This is a genomic window from Klebsiella sp. CN_Kp100 (assembly GCF_040065315.1).
In the GTDB taxonomy this organism is placed as follows: domain Bacteria; phylum Pseudomonadota; class Gammaproteobacteria; order Enterobacterales; family Enterobacteriaceae; genus Klebsiella; species Klebsiella oxytoca.
Map to the genome: position 1 here is coordinate 47,987 of NZ_JBEAIJ010000048.1, position 16,507 is coordinate 64,493.

Sequence of the window (16,507 nt, forward strand, 5' to 3'; positions counted from 1 at the left end):
GCGGCTTAACTGGAGTTTTTTTATGAAATACATTGGAGCGCACGTCAGCGCCTCCGGCGGCGTAGCCAATGCCGCCATTCGCGCAGCCGAAATCGGCGCAACCGCATTTGCCCTCTTTACCAAAAACCAGCGCCAGTGGCGCGCCGCGCCTTTGAGCGACGACACCATTGCTGAATTTAAAGCCGCCTGCGAGAAGCATCATTTCGGCCCGGGACAAATTCTGCCGCACGACAGCTATCTGATTAACCTCGGCCACCCGGTTGCGGACGCGCTGGAAAAATCCCGCGATGCCTTTATTGATGAACTCTCCCGCTGCCAGCAGCTCGGCCTGACGCTGCTCAATTTTCATCCGGGTAGTCATCTGCAGCAAATTCCAGAAGACGAATGCCTGGCGCGCATTGCCGAGTCCATTAACATCGCGCTGGCCAAAACCGAAGGCGTGACGGCGGTCATTGAAAACACCGCCGGCCAGGGCAGTAACCTGGGGTTTAAGTTTGAACATCTGGCAGCCATCATCGATGGCGTGGAAGATAAATCGCGCGTCGGCGTGTGCATTGATACCTGCCACGCCTTCGCCGCCGGCTACGACCTGCGTAGCGCCGAAGAGTGTGAAAAAACCTTCGCTGATTTTGAACGGATTGTCGGTTTTCAGTATCTGCGCGGTATGCATCTGAACGATGCGAAAAGCACGTTCGGCAGCCGCGTTGACCGCCACCACAGCCTGGGTGAAGGCAATATCGGCCACGATGCCTTCCGCTGGATAATGCAGGATAGCCGCTTTGACGGTATCCCGCTGATCCTGGAAACGATCAATCCTGATATCTGGGCGGAAGAGATCGCCTGGCTGCGGGCGCAGCAGACGGAAGAGGCCGTGGTCTGATATGAACGACAGGGAAAAGCAGATCCTCAAAATTTTGCGGCGCAATCCGCTGATTCAGCAGCATGAGATTGCCGATATTCTGCAGATTAGCCGCTCCCGCGTAGCCGCGCATATTATGGACCTCACGCGTAAGGGGGCTATCAAGGGCAAAGGCTACATCCTTACCGAGCAGGAGTATTGCGTCTCGCTGGGCGCGGTGAATATGGATATCCGCGGCATTGCCGATATTCATTATCCCCAACCGGTCTCCAACCCGGGCAATATCCAGTGCTCCGCCGGCGGAGTGGCGCGGAACATCGCGCATAATCTGGCGCTGCTGGGCCGCGATGTGCATCTGATTTCCGCCGTCGGCAGCGACTTTTACGGCGAAACGTTGCTTGAGCAGACCCGACAAGCCGGGGTTAACGTGCAAAGCTGTATCCGCCTGCACGGTCACAATACCGCCACCTATCTCTCCATCGCCAATCCGCAGGAAGAGACGGTGCTGGCGATTAACGATACGCATATCTTACAGTCGCTCACCCCGCAGCTGCTGAATCAATATCGGGATCTGCTGACCCATGCCGGCGTCATCCTGGTCGATTGTAATTTAACGGAGCCGTTGCTGGAGTGGGTATTTACGCTGGCCAACGCTATTCCGGTATTTGTTGATACCGTGTCGGAGTTTAAAGCGCACCGCATTCGCCCGTGGCTGGGAAAGATCCATACCCTCAAGCCGACGCTGCGCGAACTGCAGATCCTCTGGGGAGAACCCATTGAAAACGAGGCCGATCGCGATCGCGCGTTAGCCTGGCTGCACGAAAGGGGAACGCGGCGCGTGGTAATTTGCTCGGAAGACGATTCCGTTTTCTGTAGCGAAGCCGGCGGTGAACGTTTTCAGATGAAGCTACCGGGCCATACCACGATAGACAGCTTTGGCGCCGACGATGCGCTGATGGCCGGGCTGCTTTATAGCTATCTTGACGGCAGCGATTTCAAAGAGAGCGTCGCTTTCGCCATGGCCTGCACCGCCATTACCCGCGCCAGCGACAGCATCAACAACCCTTCTTTATCCGTTGATAACGCGCTCAATTTACTTCCCAGCCTATAGCATCGCGCACCGCAGGCGCGGTGCGCGCGCTGTTTTATGCCAGACCGATAAAGAACCCGGCAATGGTGGCGCTCATCAGGTTAGAGAGCGTGGCCGCCGCCAGAGCGCGCAGCCCAAGCTGAGCAATTTCCGGCGCGCGCTGCGGTGAAATAGCCGAAAATGCCCCGACAACCACACCTATTGAGCCAAAGTTGGCGAAACCGCACAGCGCAAACGAGATAATCGCAACGGTTTTCACGTCCAGGGTACCGCCGGTTTGCAGATAAGGCGAAAAGTTGAGGTAGGCGACGAATTCGTTTATCGCCAGCTTTTGGCCAATCAGGCTTCCCGCCAGCGTCGCATCGCTCCAGTCAACGCCCATAATCCACGCCAGAGGCGCGAGCAGGAAACCGAAAATACCCTCCAGCGTGGCGTGACCGTAGCCAAACCAGCCGCCAATGCCGCCGATAATACCGTTCAGCAACGCGATGATCGCCACAAACGCCATCACCACCGTTGCCACCCCGGCGGCAATTTTCAGCCCTGTCATCGCCCCGGATGCTGCCGCCTCGATAATGCTTTTCGGCGGCGTCTCGGTGAAGGAGAGATTATCGAAAGTGACCCGGGAGGCTTCGGTTGCCGGGCTCAGCATACGAGCAAACAGAATCCCGCCGGGAATAGCCATCAGTGAAGCAGCCAGCAGATAATCGATCGGTACGCCCATGCCGGCATAGCCGATCATCATCGACCCGGCGATCGACGCCATCCCGCTACAAATGGCGGTAAACAGCTCATTGCGGTTGAGACGGTCGATAAAGGGTTTGACGATCGCCGGGATCTCATTTTGGCCAAGAAAGATGGTGGTCACGGCGACAAAGGACTCAATCTTGCTGATATTCAGCGCTTTCTGGAAGATACCGCCGAGAATCCGGATCAGCAGCCCCATCACGCCGAGGTAGTAAAGCAGGCTTATCAGCGCGGTGACAAAAATGATGGCGGGCAGCACGCGGAAGGCGAAGATAAAACCCGCGCCGTCAAACAGCACATCCATTTTCGGACCGACAAGCGATCCAAAAATAAACGCGCTTCCGGCGTCGCTGTAGGACATGACTTTATGTACCCCGAGCGCCGCCTGTTCCACCAGCCACTTGCCCGGCGGGAAATAGAGCATCACTCCGCCAATCACGATCTGCAGCAGCAGCGCGGCCCCTACGGTTCTGATACTGATGCGTTTTTTATTTACTGACAGCGCAAAGGCGATGGCCAGCAATACCACCATCCCCAAAAGACTTCTCATGATGTCCATAATGATATCCTTACCTGGAGGAAAACCCGGCGTCAGGCCAGGCTTTCGGTATATTTGATATCGGGGCGGGCAACCGCAAACAGCCCGCTACTGTCGTCAGGCGATCTGCTGATACTCTTTGGCAATCTCGCAGGCCAGCACGGCATTATTGAAGACCAGCTGAATATTGGATTTCAGGCTATCCCCGCCGGTCAGCTCCGCAACGCGAGCCAGCAGGAACGGCGTACTCTCCTTACCCACCACACCCTGCTCTTCCGCTTCCTTCACCGCCTGGTCGATGGCGGCGTTGATTTTCGCTTCCGGCATCGCAAACTGTTCCGGTATCGGGTTCGCCACCACCATCCCCCCGTTCAGGCCCGACTGCCATTTCACCGCCATCGCTTTAGCGATTTCTTTAGCGCTATTCAGGCGAATACTGACGTCAAACGGACTGGTTCGACAGAAAAATGCCGGGAGCGCCGAAGTTTGATAGCCAATAAGCGGAACGCCAAACGTTTCTAAATATTCTGTGGTTAATCCAAGGTCGAGAATAGATTTTGCGCCGGCACAAACTACGGTAACATTGGTATTGGCCAGCTCCTGTAAATCGGCGGAAATATCAAAAGTATGCTCTGCTCCGCGGTGCACACCGCCAATACCGCCGGTCGCGAAGACTTTTATCCCGGCCATGGCGGCAATAATCATGGTAGAAGCCACGGTGGTCGCGCCATTTAATCCTGCGGCGACAACGAAAGGTAAATCACGGCGACTGACTTTGGTAACGTTATGTCCTTCACGACCGAGCAATTCAATTTCTTCGCGGCTCAGGCCAACTTTCATAACGCCATGAATAATCGCAATTGTTGCCGGAATCGCTCCCTGACGGCGAATCGTTTCTTCGACTTCCAGCGCGGTCTGCGCATTTTCTGGAAACGGCATTCCGTGAGAAATAATAGTCGACTCCAGCGCGACTATGGGTTGGTTATTCTTTAATGCCTGCTGAACTTCCGCAGAAACCTGTAATAATTCAGAGGAAATATTTAATTCAGACATGTTCGTTCTCCACTACCTTTTTTACGTTGGCGTAAGATAATTCAGGGTTATTGGTGAATTCCGATGAGAGCGCCAGAGAAGAGCATCCCTGAGCAAACTTCACCGCTTGCGAAAATGAACAGCCGTCGAGCCAGCAGCAGGCCAAACCGGCCATCATGGCGTCACCGGCGCCGGTGACGTTGACTACCTGGGTTTTTAACGGCGCCGACCAGCCGCGCTCGCCGTCTTTCTCGCTGAAGTAAACCCCGTCCCCCCCCATGCTCAGCACCAGGCGCCGCAGGCCACGCTGGTGAAACCAGTCGGCAACGCGCGTGACGTCATCAGTGCCGGAAAGCGCAATTCCGCTCAGCGTTTCAGCTTCAATTCGGTTCGGTTTCAGAGTGTGGATACGCCCCAGATGCTGGCTGATTTTCACGCACTTCCAGGCAGAGACCGGGTCAACAAAAATGGGTGTCGGGCCGCTATTTTCCATCAACCAGGCCAGCGCCGATTCGCTGATATTACAGTCAACGACGATGACCGCAGCGCTGCGAATAAAATCCCGGTGCTGGCTTAAAAAGGCTGGCGTAATATGCTCGGTGATACTCATATCATTAATCGCCACCAGCATTTCACCGGTATTATCGAGCAGCGATAAATAGCTCGATGTCCCCTCGCCGTGGACGATCTGACATTTATCGACATGAACGCCGGACTGAGCCGTTTGTTTTAATAGGGAGTGGCCATAGAAATCATCTCCGACAACCGACAGTAGCCAGGATGGTTTACTCAATAAAGCAATATTCTGCGCAATATTCCGCCCCACTCCACCGGGAGTGTATTTTATTTTTCCGGGGTTAGAATCAGCATAGTTCAACGATACATGGGAATAACCAGCAACATCCATATTTGCCGATCCAATAATTACAACGTAATCATTTTCAGGCATAAAAATACCCTCCAGCATACAAAAACGCTTTGGCAGTGGAATGTTTGAATATCAGTAAATAATCATACGCCCATTCAGTACCCTCTCATTAAACACATGTTTGAATGTGAACATATGTTTATGTTAAGCGGATTGGTTTTAAAGTAAAGGGGTCCGCCAGAGGGATTTCATATGAACATGAAGAGAATCACAAAATTTGGCTAGTATGGTTTTTAAACAGCTTAAAAATGCGAAGGAGAGCACATATGGCGGGTTAAGCAGAGGGCGGATACGGCATAAAAAAAGGGCAGAGAAGACTCTGCCCTTTTGCGTGTAACATCGTCGATCAGGCGACTTTTTCTTCCACCTGAACTTCAGGACGTTTCAGCACCGCGTAGGAAAGGCCTGCGACCAGCGTACCGACCACAATCGCCATCAGATATCCCAGCACCGGGGTAATCGCGCCAGGGATCAGCAGGACGAACAGACCGCCGTGCGGCGCCATCAGTTTCGCGCCAACCCACATGGACATCGCACCGGTCACCGCGCCGCCAACGATACAGCAAGGCAGGACGCGCATCGGATCGCGAGCGGCAAAAGGAATTGCTCCTTCGGTGATAAAGCACAGGCCGAGAACCAGTGCGGCTTTACCGCCTTCCTGCTGCGCTTTGTCAAACTTTTTACGCGCAATCAGCGTCGCCAGACCCAGCGCCAGCGGTGGAACCATACCTGCCGCCATAATGGCCGCCATCGGGGCATAGGTTTGGGTACTCAGAAGACCAACACCAAAGGCGTAAGCTGCTTTGTTCACCGGGCCGCCCATATCGGTACACATCATACCGCCGAGAATTGCACCGAGCAGAACCGCGTTCGCCGTCCCCATAGTTTGTAGCCAGTGGGTCAGGCCTTCGAGAATTCCGGCAACGGGTTTACCAATCAGGTAAATCATTGCCAGACCCACGATCAGGCTGGAAACCAGCGGAATGATGAGGATCGGTTTCAGCGCTTCCATACTTTGCGGCAGTTTCAGCCTGGTACTGATCGCTTTCGCCACATAACCAGCAAGGAAGCCGGCGATAATACCGCCGATAAAGCCAGATCCGGTGCTAACCGCCAGCATACCGCCGATAAGACCTGGCGTCAGGCCAGGGCGGTCAGCGATGGAGAAGGCAATAAAGCCCGCCAGTACCGGTACCATCAGCGCGAAGGCTGATCCCCCGCCGATTTGCATCAGCGCGGCGGCCAGAGTGTCTTTTACTTCAAAGGCTTTGATACCAAAAGCGAAGGAGAGCGCGATACACAGGCCGCCCGCTACCACCATCGGCAACATATACGATACGCCAGTCAGCAGGTGACGATAGGCGCCCGCGGACTCTTTTTTGCCTTCTGCCGCGGCCTGGGATTTACCCGCAGGCTGATATGGTTTCGCTTCAACAACGGCTTTATCCAGCTCCTGAGCGGTTTTCTTCAGCGCCAGACCGGTAGTGGTGCGATACATCGGCTTGCCGGCAAATTTCGCCAGATCCACTTCGATATCAGCCGCGACAACCACCAGATCCGCCTGCTCAACCTCTTCAGGAGTGATGGCATTACCCGCACCCACGGAGCCGCGAGTTTCAACTTTCACCCACCAGCCGCGTTTTTTGGCTTCGGTTTCAATCGCTTCCGCCGCCATAAAGGTGTGCGCGACGCCGGTCGGGCAGGCAGTGACCGCCACAATGCGTTTCGGACCATGAGTTGCCGCCGGTAAAGCTGTAGCAGCCGGAGCGGCATATGGCGTGGCATGGCTCCTGGCTTCCCCGAGGAATAGTTCCGGGTGAGCAACGGCGCGATTAATATCGCCGAGATAAACCTTTTTGCCGTTCAGCGCGCTGTCAGTTGGCAGCGTCGCGCCCAGCACAATCGCCAGCTCAGCGTCGTTTGGGTTATCAATCAGTTCAAGTTGCGCTTTTTGCGCCGCGGTGCTTAACAGGGTCTTCGCCATATAGGCGCGGGCCTGTCCGAGCCCGGCATCAATAATCAGCAGCGTTTTCATTATGCCTCTCCTGCTGTTAATTAAAGGGTTGTAAGTCGACGCGCGCCATCATTGCGGCCAACTGGGTACGATCGGTAATACCGACATTGCTCTGACTCACCGCCAGCGCGGCGACGGCCGTTGCCAGGCGCAGCGTATGCTCGCTGGACTCACGCATCAGCAGTCCGTAAATGAGGCCGCCAACCATTGAATCGCCCGCGCCAACGGTGCTAACCACTTCCACTGAAGGCGGCTTGGCAATCCACTCGCCGGAGGCGTTAACCCACAGGGCGCCTTCTTCGCCAAGGGAGATCACCACGTGGGCAATCCCCTGCTCGCGCAGCGCATGAGCGGCCTCAATCACATCCTTCATTTCAGGTAACTTGCGACCCGCCCAGATTTCCAGCTCACGACGGTTAGGTTTAACCAGCCACGGCGCCGCTTTAAGACCGGCAACCAGCGCTTCGCGGCTGCTGTCAAAAATGATGCACGGGCACTGGCTGCGCAAGCGGGTCATCCAGTCGGTGAACGCTTCCGGACTTACGCCGGAAGGTAAGCTGCCGCTCACGCAGACCATATCGAACTGGCCCAGCCAGCTCAGGGAGTCGTTAACAAAACGCTCCCAGTCACCCGGCGTGACTTCAAAGCCGGAGAAGTTGAAGTCGGTCACTTCGCCATCTTTTTCTGTCAGCTTGACGTTAATACGGGTACGGCCCTGAACGACCTGAAAACGGTTAGCGATGCCCAGCTCACTGAACAGTTGCTGAAAGCCATCCTGATTATCTTTACCGAGAAAACCGCCCACGGTGACGTCGATACCGAGATCTTTCAGCACTTTTGCAACGTTGATCCCCTTCCCTGCGGCGTGCAAGCCGGTCGTGCGAACAAGGTTAACCTCACCGCGTTCAATTTCCGGGGTAAAACCCACCAGGTCATAGGCCGGGTTTAAAGTAATCGTTGCGACACGTCTGCTCATTTATGCGCCCTCCCCAAGGCCTGCGGCGATCGCTTCGCCAATCGCATCCAGCGCCTGCTGCGCATCTTCACCCTGCGCGGTGAAGCGCAAGCGGTGACCTTTTTTCACGCCCAGGGCCACGACTTTCATCAGGCTGCGGCCGTTTGCCGGCTTGCCCGAACCATCGAGGTTAGTGACCGTAATGTCGCTGGAAAATTGTTTAATGGTATTCACCAGCATCGTGCCGGGACGCGCGTGCAGCCCGTGCTCGTTGCGGATAACGTATTCAGCGCTGAGAACATCTTCAGCAATCGCATCGTCGCTGGTCAGCAGCGCCAGCAGCGTTGCGCCATCGGACTTCAGCAAACGGTCAGCTTTTTTGTCCAGCAGCAAATTGCTCAGGCGATTAAGGACCGCCGTCGGCTGGTCATCGGCCATCGCCACGGTGATCAGCAGGGAAACCGGCTGCTCATCGCGAATAAAGGCGTTGGCCGCGCGGCTCACGGCAATGGCGCTACGCAGGTTGCCTTCCGGACTGTCGTTCAGCCAGATGCCCTGGCCGAGGTTCAGCGGTTTGTCATTAATCGCATGGCTAACAAAGGAAGCATCGACGGCGCCCGCTTCTTTCAGCCGCGCGGCGTTGAGCGCCTGCAGGGTCAGCAGATCGCTGGCGACCACGTCCAGGGTCAGCGTTTCGTTATCCAGCTTCAGCGCTTCGCTCTGCTTTTCACCCATCAGCAGGGCGCGCAGCTCTTCAGCGGTGGTGGCGGACTTTAGCTGTTCAGCAACCGAGTCGTCGCTCAGCACATGGGTCAGCTGACGCAGCAGCCCAAGGTGTTCATCCGAACTGGCGGCGATACCGATAGCGACGTAGGCGGTCTGCCCTTCGCCCCAGGTCACGCCCTGCGGGAACTGATAAACCTGAACGCCGGTTTTCAGCACCTGATCGCGCGTGTCGGTGGTGCCATGCGGAATCGCAATACCGTTGCCAAGGAAAGTGGAGGTTTGCTGCTCGCGAGCCAGCATCCCGTTGATGTACCCTTCAGCCACATTGCCCGCGCTAACCAGCGCGGAGGCAACCTGACGAATAGCCTCTTCTTTATTACCGGCCTGCTGACCGGGATGAATATCCTGCACAGATAACTGGAACATGGTTCTCCTCTCCTGCTGAATTGAATCGTTTCAGCTACTTTGAGAAAAAATGCGTCACCTGACTGCCGGAGAATCTCCCGATGACGCTGAAACGTTTCAAGAAGTCTGTACCTTTATTAGTCAGCGCGCAAGAAAAGTTACTCTCCCGATAACAGAAGTTAGAGATACAGCACACTTTTGCTGACGAGGTGATGACAAACCCGCCAGAACTTCAGCATTTTGCTGAAGCAAAATTTTGAAACGTCTTTTTGATTTATTCGTGCCCTGGTACTGTTCATTATCTGACTGACGGCGTAAACTCCGCGACTCCTGAAACCGATGAAAGCCGACATGCAAAACAGTAGCGCCGCCCTGCCACGACGCGGGTTCGATTTAACCTCTTCCGCCTTCCTGATCGTCGCCTTCCTGACGGGCATTGCCGGGGCGCTACAAACGCCTACCCTGAGCCTGTTCCTGACTGACGAAGTTCACGTACGACCGGCGATGGTCGGCTTCTTTTTTACCGGCAGCGCGGTGATCGGCATTCTGGTGAGCCAGTTTCTCGCCGGGCGCTCAGATCGCAAAGGCGACCGCAAGCAGCTGATCGTCTTCTGCTGCCTGATGGGCGTGCTGGCCTGCGTGCTCTTCGCGTGGAATCGTAACTACTTTATTTTGCTCTTCGTCGGCGTTTTCCTCAGCAGCTTTGGTTCCACCGCGAACCCGCAGATGTTTGCCCTCGCCCGCGAACATGCGGACAAAACGGGCCGCGAGGCGGTCATGTTCAGCTCGATCCTGCGCGCTCAGGTGTCGCTGGCATGGGTCATCGGCCCGCCGCTGGCCTACGCGCTGGCGATGGGTTTCGGCTTTACGGTGATGTACCTCAGCGCGGCGATTGCCTTCGTGGTCTGCGGCGCGATAGTCTGGTTTTTTCTCCCCAGCATGCGCAAAGAGCCGAAGGTGGTGACGGGACATCTTGAAGCGCCGCGCACCAACCGCCGCGACGCGCTGCTGCTGTTTATCATCTGTACGCTGATGTGGGGAATTAACAGCCTGTACATCATTAACATGCCGCTGTTCATTATTAATGAGCTGCATTTACCTGAAAAACTGGCGGGATTAATGATGGGCACCGCCGCCGGGCTGGAAATCCCGACCATGCTGATTGCGGGTTACTACGCCAAACGTTTCGGTAAGCGTTTCCTGATGCAGATCTCTGCGGTTGCCGGGGTGCTGTTCTATGTTGGCATGCTAACCGTACACACCCCGGGACTGCTGCTGGCCCTGCAGGTGCTGAATGCTATTTTTATCGGCATTCTGGCCGGTATCGGTATGCTCTATTTTCAGGACCTGATGCCAGGCCAGGCTGGTGCGGCCACGACCCTCTATACCAATACTATCCGCGTTGGCTGGATTATTGCCGGTTCGCTGGCGGGGGTCGTTGCGGAAGTCTGGAGCTATCACGCCGTATTCTGGATTGCGCTGGTGATGGGCCTCGCCACTCAGGCCTGCCTGTGGCGCATTAAAGACGTATAAAGGGTGTCCGTGCGGGCTTCCGACGTCACGAAGTGCTCAGCTCAAGATGAAGAAGCCAGATCATGGCTTCTTCGCGATTTGTGGCGCACATCTCCGCTTCCGGCTTCAGGCTGGCGCACACTTTGGGCCTCAACGGCGAGCCAAAAATCGCGCACAGGTTATTGTCCGAAAGCTGTATACAGCGGGTATTTGCCGGTTTGCCCTGCGGCATACCCGGGATAGGGCTGGAGATAGAAGGAGCGATACAGCAAGCTCCGCATTCAGGGCGGCATTCCATAATCGACTCTTCCGATAGGCTTTTGCGGCCCAGCCTAAACGTTTTACCCGAAGATAGCAAAACACACGAATTCCGCTTGCCTGAAAGGCCCGGCGCGAGTAGTTTTACGCGATATTTTCGACCCTTTAAGTGACAGGATTACTGCAATGCCAAGAGCGAATGAAATTAAGAAAGGTATGGTGCTGAATTACAACGGCAAACTGCTGATTGTTAAAAATATTGATATTCAGTCACCGAGCGCCCGCGGCGCAGCGACGCTGTACAAAATGCGTTTCTCCGATGTGCGCACCGGCCTGAAAGTGGAAGAGCGCTTCAAAGGCGACGACATTGTCGATACCGTTACCCTGACCCGCCGCTTCGTTGACTTCTCCTATATCGATGGCAATGAATATGTCTTTATGGATAAAGAAGATTACACCCCGTATATCTTCACCAAAGAGCAAATCGAAGAAGAGCTGCTGTTTATGCCGGAAGGCGGCATGCCTGACATGCAGGTTCTGACCTGGGACGGCCAACTGCTGGCGCTGGAACTGCCGCAGACCGTGGATCTGGAAATTATTGAGACGGCGCCGGGCATCAAAGGCGCATCCGCCAGCGCCCGCAACAAACCGGCTACCCTCAGCACCGGCCTGGTCGTTCAGGTGCCGGAATACCTCAGCGCGGGCGAGCGCATTCGTATTCATATCGAAGAGAGCCGCTACATGGGCCGCGCGGACTAAATCCAGCCTTTAAAGTCAGTGCAAAATGCAAAAGACAGTCAATGGCTGTCTTTTTGCTTCTTAATGCGCGCCATACGGCTGTTGGCCCTTCATCATCGCCAGGCTATCCCCTACAAAGCCACCCAAAGTTGTCATACCAATAGCGGCGAAATTATCGCTAATTTCCCGCCCCTGTTAGCAGGATCTTCGCTAAACAGTGCTCGATTGCTTGATCAAGCTCACACTAAGCGGATAAACAAGGCTCACCAATTTAATTTGCTGTCATATAACTTTACACTAGAGATGTTAATTATCGGTTAATCAGGTGTATTAAGAATGACTACCATTGCGACGGCCACGCTGCCGGAAGGCGTACAGCTCCCTCATTATGACCGCAGCCAGCTGCGCTCGCGTATTGTGCATTTCGGCTTTGGCGCTTTTCATCGCGCGCATCAGGCGCTACTCACCGATCGGGTGCTTAACGCCAGCGGCGGAGACTGGGGGATTTGTGAGATTAGTCTGTTCAGCGGCGATCGGCTGATGAGCCAGCTTCGCCAGCAAAACCACCTGTTTACCGTGCTGGAAAAAGGTGCTGAGGGCAGCCAGCCAATTGTTGTCGGCGCCGTGCATGAATGTCTGAACGCTAAACTCGATTCGCTCGCCGCTATTATTGAGAAATTTTGTGAACCGCAGGTGGCGATTGTCTCTCTGACCATTACCGAAAAAGGCTACTGCATCGACCCCGCCAGCGGCCTGCTGGATATGACGCAGCCGCGTATTATTCACGATCTGCAAAACCCGACTTTGCCGCAATCGGTTCCTGGAATACTGGTTGAAGCGCTGGCGCGCCGCCGTCAGCGAGGGCTGTCACCCTTTACCGTGCTCTCCTGCGACAATATCCCTGATAATGGACATGTAGTGAAAAACGCCGTGCTGGGCATGGCTGAAAAACGCGATCCGCAGCTGGCACAGTGGATTGCTGAGCACGTCAGCTTCCCCGGCACCATGGTTGATCGCATCGTACCAGCCGCCACCGAGGAGTCGCTGGCGGAAATTCGCGCTGCGTTGGGCGTAGAAGATCCCTGCGCCATCAGCTGCGAACCCTTTATTCAGTGGGTTATTGAAGATAACTTCGTGGCCGGTCGCCCGGACTGGGAAACGGCGGGCGTTCAGATGACCGACGACGTTTTACCGTGGGAGCAGATGAAGCTGCGGATGCTCAACGGTAGCCACTCGTTCCTCGCCTGGCTTGGCTACCTGGCGGGCCATGCGCATATTAGCGACTGCATGCAGGATCCGATTTTTCACAGCGCCGCATACCGGCTGATGGTTGATGAACAGGCGCCGACGCTATCCATTCAGGGCGTTGACCTGTCGGCATACGCTGACAGCCTGATCGAACGTTTCAGCAACCCGGCGCTGAAGCACCGCACCTGGCAAATCGCCATGGACGGTAGCCAGAAGCTGCCGCAACGTATGCTTGACGGAATTCGCGTCCATCTTGCGCAAGAGAGCCGCTGGCCGCTACTGGCGCTGGGCGTCGCTGGCTGGATGCGCTATGTTAGCGGCGTGGATGACGCCGGAGCCGTCATTGATATTCGCGATCCGCTGGCCGATAAAATCCACCACCTCGTTGCCACCAGCGATGAGCGACAGCGCGTAGCGGCGCTGCTTACGCTTGAGGAGATCTTCGGCCGCGACCTGCCGCAGAATCCGCAGTTCGTCGCTGATGTCACCGCCGCGTGGCATCAGCTCGCCGCTTTTGGCGCGCGCCAGGCCGTCGCCGCCGCGCTGAATGATTAACAATTTCTGCCTTTAAGCGGACGGAGCGCCTTTCTGTCCGCGTTAACGCTTCTCTTTTCCCCTTTTTTTCGTCAGGATAGCCTCAACTGTTACAACATTACATTTATCCTGGAGAAAAAGTGACCAAAACCAACTTGATCACGGGGTTTCTCGGCAGCGGTAAGACCACTTCCATTCTGCACCTGCTGGCCAATAAGCCCGCAAATGAAAAATGGGCCGTACTGGTCAACGAGTTTGGCGAAGTGGGCATTGACGGCGCGCTGCTGGCGGAAAGCGGCGCGCTGCTGAAAGAGATCCCCGGCGGCTGCATGTGCTGCGTTAACGGCCTGCCGATGCAGGTTGGGCTCAACACCCTGCTGCGCCAGGGCAAACCTGACCGTCTGCTGATAGAACCCACCGGACTAGGCCATCCTAAACAGATCCTCGATATGCTGACCGCCCCGGTCTACGCGCCATGGATCGATCTGCGCGCCACCCTGTGCATATTGGATCCGCGTCAGCTGCTGGACGAAAAAGTCGTGAGCAACGAAAACTTTCGCGACCAGCTGGCTGCCGCTGACGTTATTGTCAGCAATAAAGCCGACCGCTCGACGGAGGAGAGCCAGCGCGCTTTTGTCGCCTGGCGTGAGGCGTACTCCGGTGAGCGTCGCTGCGTCAGCGCTAGCCAAGGTAATATCGACCCGGAGCTGCTTGATTTGCCGCGCCGCAATCTGGCGCCGCTACCCGCAGGGGTCGGGCATGCGCACGACCACGGGCAGAAAAAAGGCCTTGCCGCGCTTAGCCTTCCCGCGCACCAGCGCTGGCGTCGTAGCCTCAATAGCGCTCAGGGCTATCACGCCTGCGGCTGGATTTTTGACGCTGAAACCGTCTTCGATACCGTCGCTCTGCTTGAATGGGCGCGCCTGGCGCCGGTTGGACGAGTTAAAGGCGTCATGCGTATTGCCGAAGGGCTGGTTCGTATCAATCGCCAGCAGCTCGATCTGCATATTGAGACGCAAAACGTTGCCCCGCCCGATAGCCGTATTGAGCTGATAGCCGATACAGAAACGGACTGGAATGCTCTTCAGGCCTCTTTGTTGAAGATTCGTTTAACTTAGGGCGGCTATGGTTGCCGTCGTTTTACACAACACGCGATAGTTATGATTAAAAATCGAATTCCCCTCATCCTGCTGTTAAACGCGGCAGGTATAGCGCTTTTCTGTTCATGGTATCTTCCGGTTAACCATGGTTTCTGGGCTCCGCTGGACGCGGCGATTTTCTATTTCTTTAACCACCTGGTCGGCGTCAACACCGCTTACACCTGGCTGTTGGCGATTATCAACAACCGCGCGTTTGACGCCTGTTCGCTGCTGGCGATGGGCAGCCTGATGCTGAGCTTCTGGTTTAAAGAACAGAGCGCCGGACGCCGCCGGGTGATTATCATCGGCCTGGTGATGCTGCTGGCTGCCGTCATTATCAATCAGCTGGCCCAGCACCTGATGCCGGTGAAGCGAGCCAGCCCTTCGCTCTCGTTCACCGATATCACTAAAGTCAGCGATGTCATCTCCTTTCCGACTAAAGATGCGTCTAAAGACAGCTTCCCGGGCGATCACGGCATGATGCTGCTGATTTTTGCCTCTTTCATGTGGCGCTATTTTGGCCGTCGCGCCTTCGCTATTGCGCTGGTTATCTTTGTGGTGTTCGCTTTCCCGCGGGTGATGATCGGCGCGCACTGGTTTACCGATATTGCCGTCGGATCATTAACGGCCGTGCTCATTGGCGCTCCCTGGGTGTTGATGACCCCACTGAGCGATAAAGTGATTACTTTATTTGAACGTTACCTCCCCGGCGGAAGAACGAAAATTTAAAGTCATCTTTACAATTAATTAATATCATTCATAAGGGATCGTTCTGGGTCCCTTTTTTTATCATCTCACTCTTTCTCACCCGCTATCATCTTGCTGTCACATTAATCCTGTTAAAAATGAGTAAATTGCATATTTTTTACCCATCCCTGCCGCTATTTTGGCCTTTGCCGATGATTCACTTTTTGTCGCAAAAATACTTATAAGAAAATGCGCAAAACCGCTCGCCATCCCCCGTTCGATCGGGTAACCTCAATCTCGTTTTGCCTCTCCAGCAACATCAATTCAGATAATGAATAAATTTGTGCGTCAGGCCACAATTTTATGCTTACGGAATTGTCTCATTGCGACCAGGTAATTAGGCTCTAACACGTTTGGCATTTTTTATAACGACATTGTCGTTAAGGACAACAAGGGATAACACACAGCATGGTCAAATCTCAGCCGATTTTGAGATATATCTTGCGGGTCGCCCCCGCGATTGCAGTTGCGGTTCTGCTTTCCGCGTGTAGTTCAAATAGTACCGCCAGAAATATGCATTCTGAGACGCTTGCTGTGGGTAGTGGCGATTTATCATCACTGCAAGCCTCTCAGGATGAATTTGAAACCATGGTCCGCAACCTGGACGTTAAGTCCCGTTTGATGGATCAATATGCCAGCTGGAAGGGCGTGCGTTACCGCCTCGGCGGCAGCACTCGCAAAGGCATTGATTGTTCCGCCTTTGTGCAGCGTACTTTTCGTGAACAGTTTGGCCTGGAGCTGCCGCGTTCGACTTCTGAGCAGCAGGATTCCGGAAAATCCATTAGCCGTTCACAGCTGCGTACCGGTGATTTAGTACTGTTCCGTGCGGGTTCAACGGGCCGTCATGTAGGCATCTACATCGGCAACAACCAGTTTGTTCATGCTTCCACCAGCAGCGGTGTGACGATTTCCAGCATGGATGAGCCGTACTGGAAAAAGCGCTATAACGAAGCGCGACGCGTTCTGAGCCGCTCGTAATCTCTTCTGCCGTTGGTTATTCCCTTGGCCAACGAAGAAACAAAACACTGCTGAAGCAG

General features: G+C 55.1%; 15 protein-coding genes. 8 read left to right on the forward strand and 7 right to left on the reverse strand.

Annotated features, from left to right (window positions below; all coding sequences use genetic code 11):
* The first annotated feature begins 22 nt into the window (after positions 1-22).
* Together nfo and ABLV12_RS22095 are read left to right on the forward strand one after the other, a co-directional pair.
* Positions 23-880 carry a deoxyribonuclease IV gene (gene nfo / locus ABLV12_RS22090; protein ID WP_004103914.1) on the forward strand — a complete coding sequence of 286 codons (858 nt, stop codon included), beginning with the start codon at positions 23-25 and terminating at the stop codon, positions 878-880.
* 1 nt (position 881) lies between these two features.
* Positions 882-1,970, forward strand: a complete 1,089-nt coding sequence (locus ABLV12_RS22095; RefSeq protein WP_004103916.1) for a sugar kinase — start codon at positions 882-884, stop codon at positions 1,968-1,970.
* A gap of 34 nt (positions 1,971-2,004) precedes the next feature.
* On the opposite strand, the gene ABLV12_RS22100 is transcribed toward ABLV12_RS22095, so the two are convergent.
* The 6 genes from ABLV12_RS22100 to fruB all read right to left on the reverse strand — a co-directional run bounded on the left by ABLV12_RS22100 (position 2,005) and on the right by fruB (position 9,315).
* Positions 2,005-3,255 (reverse strand): NupC/NupG family nucleoside CNT transporter, encoded by a 1,251-nt coding sequence (locus tag ABLV12_RS22100; protein ID WP_004103919.1) that lies wholly within the window; start codon positions 3,253-3,255, stop codon positions 2,005-2,007.
* A gap of 96 nt (positions 3,256-3,351) precedes the next feature.
* On the reverse strand, positions 3,352-4,287 hold the full coding sequence (locus tag ABLV12_RS22105; RefSeq protein WP_135800459.1) for a pseudouridine-5'-phosphate glycosidase: 936 nt from the start codon (positions 4,285-4,287) through the stop codon (positions 3,352-3,354).
* The gene (locus ABLV12_RS22110; protein ID WP_064396462.1) at positions 4,280-5,215 is read right to left on the reverse strand and encodes a pseudouridine kinase; all 936 of its coding nucleotides are present in this window, start codon (positions 5,213-5,215) and stop codon (positions 4,280-4,282) included. The genes ABLV12_RS22105 and ABLV12_RS22110 overlap by 8 nt, the downstream gene beginning before the upstream one ends.
* A 325-nt stretch (positions 5,216-5,540) precedes the next feature.
* Positions 5,541-7,229 carry a PTS fructose transporter subunit IIBC gene (fruA, locus tag ABLV12_RS22115; RefSeq protein ID WP_070555998.1) on the reverse strand — a complete coding sequence of 563 codons (1,689 nt, stop codon included), beginning with the start codon at positions 7,227-7,229 and terminating at the stop codon, positions 5,541-5,543.
* A 16-nt stretch (positions 7,230-7,245) separates the two neighbouring features.
* Complete coding sequence (fruK, locus tag ABLV12_RS22120; protein WP_004103928.1) at positions 7,246-8,184, reverse strand: 1-phosphofructokinase; 939 nt, start codon at positions 8,182-8,184, stop codon at positions 7,246-7,248.
* Positions 8,185-9,315: a fused PTS fructose transporter subunit IIA/HPr protein gene (fruB, locus tag ABLV12_RS22125; RefSeq protein ID WP_032728557.1), complete on the reverse strand. Its 1,131-nt coding sequence runs from the start codon at positions 9,313-9,315 to the stop codon at positions 8,185-8,187.
* A 330-nt stretch (positions 9,316-9,645) separates the two neighbouring features.
* On the opposite strand from fruB, the gene setB reads away from it, so the two are divergent.
* On the forward strand, positions 9,646-10,827 hold the full coding sequence (gene setB, locus ABLV12_RS22130) for a sugar efflux transporter SetB (protein WP_026056017.1): 1,182 nt from the start codon (positions 9,646-9,648) through the stop codon (positions 10,825-10,827).
* A gap of 25 nt (positions 10,828-10,852) precedes the next feature.
* On the opposite strand, the gene ABLV12_RS22135 is transcribed toward setB, so the two are convergent.
* Positions 10,853-11,104, reverse strand: a complete 252-nt coding sequence (locus tag ABLV12_RS22135; protein WP_004103933.1) for a YkgJ family cysteine cluster protein — start codon at positions 11,102-11,104, stop codon at positions 10,853-10,855.
* A gap of 146 nt (positions 11,105-11,250) precedes the next feature.
* Between ABLV12_RS22135 and yeiP the strand changes: the two genes are divergently transcribed.
* The 5 genes from yeiP (at position 11,251) to mepS (ending at position 16,448) form a co-directional block, all read left to right on the forward strand.
* Positions 11,251-11,823, forward strand: a complete 573-nt coding sequence (gene yeiP, locus ABLV12_RS22140; RefSeq protein WP_004103935.1) for an elongation factor P-like protein YeiP — start codon at positions 11,251-11,253, stop codon at positions 11,821-11,823.
* Between the two features lie 315 nt (positions 11,824-12,138).
* Entirely contained in the window at positions 12,139-13,605 is a 1,467-nt protein-coding gene (locus ABLV12_RS22145; protein WP_004103940.1) for a fructuronate reductase, read from the forward strand.
* A gap of 119 nt (positions 13,606-13,724) precedes the next feature.
* A complete protein-coding gene (locus ABLV12_RS22150; RefSeq protein WP_154022256.1) occupies positions 13,725-14,702 on the forward strand; it encodes a GTP-binding protein in 978 nt (325 codons plus the stop codon).
* 36 nt (positions 14,703-14,738) lie between these two features.
* The gene (locus ABLV12_RS22155; protein ID WP_162680287.1) at positions 14,739-15,452 is read left to right on the forward strand and encodes a phosphatase PAP2 family protein; all 714 of its coding nucleotides are present in this window, start codon (positions 14,739-14,741) and stop codon (positions 15,450-15,452) included.
* Between the two features lie 426 nt (positions 15,453-15,878).
* The gene (mepS, locus tag ABLV12_RS22160; RefSeq protein WP_004103943.1) at positions 15,879-16,448 is read left to right on the forward strand and encodes a bifunctional murein DD-endopeptidase/murein LD-carboxypeptidase; all 570 of its coding nucleotides are present in this window, start codon (positions 15,879-15,881) and stop codon (positions 16,446-16,448) included.
* Positions 16,449-16,507 lie beyond the last annotated feature (59 nt).